This is a genomic window from Bacillus sp. JJ1503, assembly GCF_036965125.1.
Lineage (GTDB): Bacteria > Bacillota > Bacilli > Bacillales > Cytobacillaceae > Cytobacillus.
Window position 1 is genome coordinate 1 of sequence record NZ_JBALOZ010000406.1, and the last position, 3,533, is coordinate 3,533.

Here is a 3,533-nt window from a genome sequence, read left to right on the forward strand (position 1 = left end):
CATTAAATGTTCTTCATATAGAAACAACAATTTAATATTATCCCTTCCTTTTTGGATCTCGATTCCTGTTTTAATATGCAATAAGCGTTTCTGAAATTGGCAAAACAAATTTTCTTCTTATACAATTTGAGGCAAACAGTCCTTTCATAAAATCGAAAAGAAATTAGGTGTGAATTATGTCTAATATTTTTATCAAAAGGATTTATGATCCTTATGAAGAAAACGATGGCTATCGGATCCTAGTCGATCGCCTGTGGCCACGCGGAATCTCCAAAGAAAAGGCGAAATTATATTGCTGGGCCAAAGATTTGGCGCCAAGCAATGAGCTGAGGAAAAAGTATGCTCATAATAAAGAGCACTTTGACGAATTTCGAGAAAGGTATTTGGAGGAACTACGAACTAGCGATTTAATAAAAAATGAAGTAAAACAAATAATCAAACTAAGCCTTGATCATAATATTACGCTTTTATATGCTGCAAAAAATAATTTTTATAATAATGCCATTGTATTGAGAGATGAAATTCTCCTGAATAAAAACGCTGAAAATGATCAGACGATTAATGATAAATCAAAATGAAGTTGAAGTCCTTTCCGTTCACTATGAACCCGCCTTAGTGCGCGTTTTTACCTCGGGGTGTCTTTTTCGATCACTATGGACCCTTCATAAGTAGGCGTTTTTCCTTGGGGCTTCCTTTTTGAACTTGGATTCCTCCACATGTCCACAGGATTAATCACAAATAAAACAAACATTATGTTTATAATCACCACTTCCATCCACAGTTCGTGGGTGGATTAATCAACCATATCCACAAACTAATTGGTTTTGGATATAGTTATACACAACTACAATACCTTACTTTAGAAAGACTCGGCTATTCATATAAAATAAATCCCTTTCATATAATTTATTATCTCTATTATATGGAAAGGTGTGAATCATACTGGAAAATATCGCCCTATACTTATCCTTTTTCATGGCAATCTACCTTTTCTCTTATTCATATATAGAGGGCATAAAAATTGCCAATTCAGAAGGTAAAATCTATGGAGGAACATTTATTTTTTCAGTGACTAGCGGTTTTCTTTTTTCTGCATTGACTTATTTATTTGTTTAGACAAAAAAAATCCCCCCAAAAATTTTGGGGGTTAGTCTACTCATCTTCTTTTAATATTGCGGCAATAGCTCCGTCTACAAACTGCCCTTTTTTAAAAAATCTTTTCTTTAAGAGTCCTTCAAATTCAAAGCCGTTCTTCTCTAATACTTTCGCTGATGATATATTTCTTCGATCATAAATGGCCTCTATCCGATTTAATCCGATTTCTATCAATCCGTATTGAACGACAGCATTAATTACCTCTGTCATAATCCCTTTTCGCCAAAAATCAGGATGGAGTTCATATCCAACTTCTGCTTTCCAATGTTCCTCCTCGATTTCGTGGAAGCCACATGTGCCAATCAACTTTCCTGTTTCTTTCAAAACAATGGCCCAACGAATTTGTTCTCTATTTTCGTATTTGAACAATAAACTTTCAATTAAACCTTCGGCTTGTTTTTCAGATGTAAAAGTAGTGAGATCATAAAACTTAGTAACTTCATCCTTTGAAAAATAACTAAACATGGCTGGAGCATCATTCATTTGAAGCTTTCGTAATATAACTCTTTCCGTTTCCAATTTCGGAAAATTTGTAAAAGCTTTATTAAACCCCATTTTTTTCTCCTTAATTTCGTACATTTTCTTTCAGTGTACTTTTAAGAGACGTTTTTTTCTTTAATTCCTTTAAGTTGAGTCCTCGTTCATCTAATAAAAATAATGAAACCCCAATAATAATAATGCAGCCTCCAATAATTTGAGACCAGCTAACAGATTCTTGTAATAGATAATAAGCTAAAAGAGCCGCACCTACTGGTTCGAATAAAATGGCCATAGAAATAGTAGAGGTGCTCAGCCATTTTAAAGACCAGTTAAATATCGTATGACCCATTAGTGTTGGAAAAAGCGCGAGTAGGATAAAATAAACCCAATCACTTGTCGGGTATGGTAATAATGGTTCCTGTTTGATGATTACATAGAAAAACAATGTTATAGTACTAATGCTATATACAATAAAGGTATAGGTTACAAGCGACAGTCTTTTTCTAACGTCTTGACCAAATAATAGATTTGCTGTAATTAATGCACAAGCAATCAAGGCTAAAATATCGCCAAATAAAGCAGATCCGCTAATTTTAAAATCTCCCCAGCTGATTACTACACTTCCCAATACAGCAATAACACTGCTTATTATTGCTTTCATAGAAAACTTTTCCTTAAAGAAAAAATATGTTCCTACAAAAGCAAATAATGGCTGAAGTGTTACTAATACTGTTGAGCTGGCAACTGACGTGTAATTTAATGATTCAAACCAAAGAATAAAATGAAAGGCCAGGAATACACCAGCGATTATAGAAAATAACCAATCCCGCCTTGTAATAAGACGAAGTTCTGGAACATACTTTATTAGAAAAATAGGCAACATAAATAAAACCGTAAATAGTAAGCGGTAAAAAGCGATAACCCCAGAAGGAGCCGATGAAACTTTTACAAGAATAGCAGAAGTAGAGACCGACAATACGCCGATAGCAAGGGCCACATAAGGATTTATTTTGATGTCTGACATAGATGCAACTCCTTAATTCAATAATATTCAGCACACCTTATCATACATCTAAAGTAATACTTTATCTATTATTTTAATATATTATTCATTAGAAAGTTTTAGGAAGTTATTTAATGGGTATATCATTTTTAACAAAAAATTGATGTTAAAAGAACTGAGTACATTCAGAAATGGAGCCGCACCAGCTTTTATCCCTTTTCATCAAAAATTAACTAGGAAGTAGGGATATTATGAGTGAATTAGAATTAGAAATATTAATGAAACTAGGAATATCTGCCATTCTTGGGCTGGTTATCGGAATTGAGCGAGAATTAAAAAGAAAACCAGTCGGCCTTAAAACGAGTCTCGTTATTTCCATTGTAAGCTGCCTATTAACAATCGTATCCATTGAATCCGCCTACATATTTCCCGGAAAGGAAGGCGTTAATATTCAAATGGATCCACTGCGTCTGGCGGCCCAAATCGTATCTGGCATTGGGTTTCTAGGTGCGGGTGTTATTTTAAGAAGGGGAAACGATAGCATATCCGGTTTAACAACCGCGGCATTAATATGGGGAGCAGCTGGGATTGGAATTGCGGTAGGTGCAGGCTTCTACCTTGAGGCAATGGCAGGAGTCGCGTTGCTCATCATCAGTGTTGAAGTCATTCCTTTTTTTATGGCTCTTTTGGGACCTAGGCAATTAAGAGAAAAAGAAGTCACCCTCCGGCTTAAGGTGATCGATAAAGAAAACATTGCCGATATCCTTTCAGCCATTAAAGAATTAAAAATTTCAATCAAACGTGTTCGTATTAAAGACCTAGAAGACGGAAAGCACCTTGTTCAGCTGATCGTGACAGTCAATAAAAAGAAGAGTATTACAGATGTTTATTACAG

General features: G+C 34.9%; 4 protein-coding genes. 2 read left to right on the forward strand and 2 right to left on the reverse strand.

From position 1 onward, the window contains the following. The first annotated feature begins 176 nt into the window (after positions 1-176). Positions 177-578 carry a DUF488 domain-containing protein gene (locus V7149_RS23905; protein WP_335348070.1) on the forward strand — a complete coding sequence of 134 codons (402 nt, stop codon included), beginning with the start codon at positions 177-179 and terminating at the stop codon, positions 576-578. A 574-nt stretch (positions 579-1,152) separates the two neighbouring features. Here the strand turns inward: V7149_RS23905 and V7149_RS23910 are convergent. Together V7149_RS23910 and V7149_RS23915 are read right to left on the reverse strand one after the other, a co-directional pair. Next, entirely contained in the window at positions 1,153-1,710 is a 558-nt protein-coding gene (locus tag V7149_RS23910; protein ID WP_335348071.1) for a GNAT family N-acetyltransferase, read from the reverse strand. Positions 1,711-1,720: 10 nt separating this feature from the next. Next, positions 1,721-2,659 carry a DMT family transporter gene (locus V7149_RS23915; protein ID WP_335348072.1) on the reverse strand — a complete coding sequence of 313 codons (939 nt, stop codon included), beginning with the start codon at positions 2,657-2,659 and terminating at the stop codon, positions 1,721-1,723. Between the two features lie 230 nt (positions 2,660-2,889). Between V7149_RS23915 and V7149_RS23920 the strand changes: the two genes are divergently transcribed. Beyond that, a partial coding sequence (locus V7149_RS23920) for an MgtC/SapB family protein (protein WP_335348073.1) occupies positions 2,890-3,533 on the forward strand: 644 nt, incomplete at its 3' end.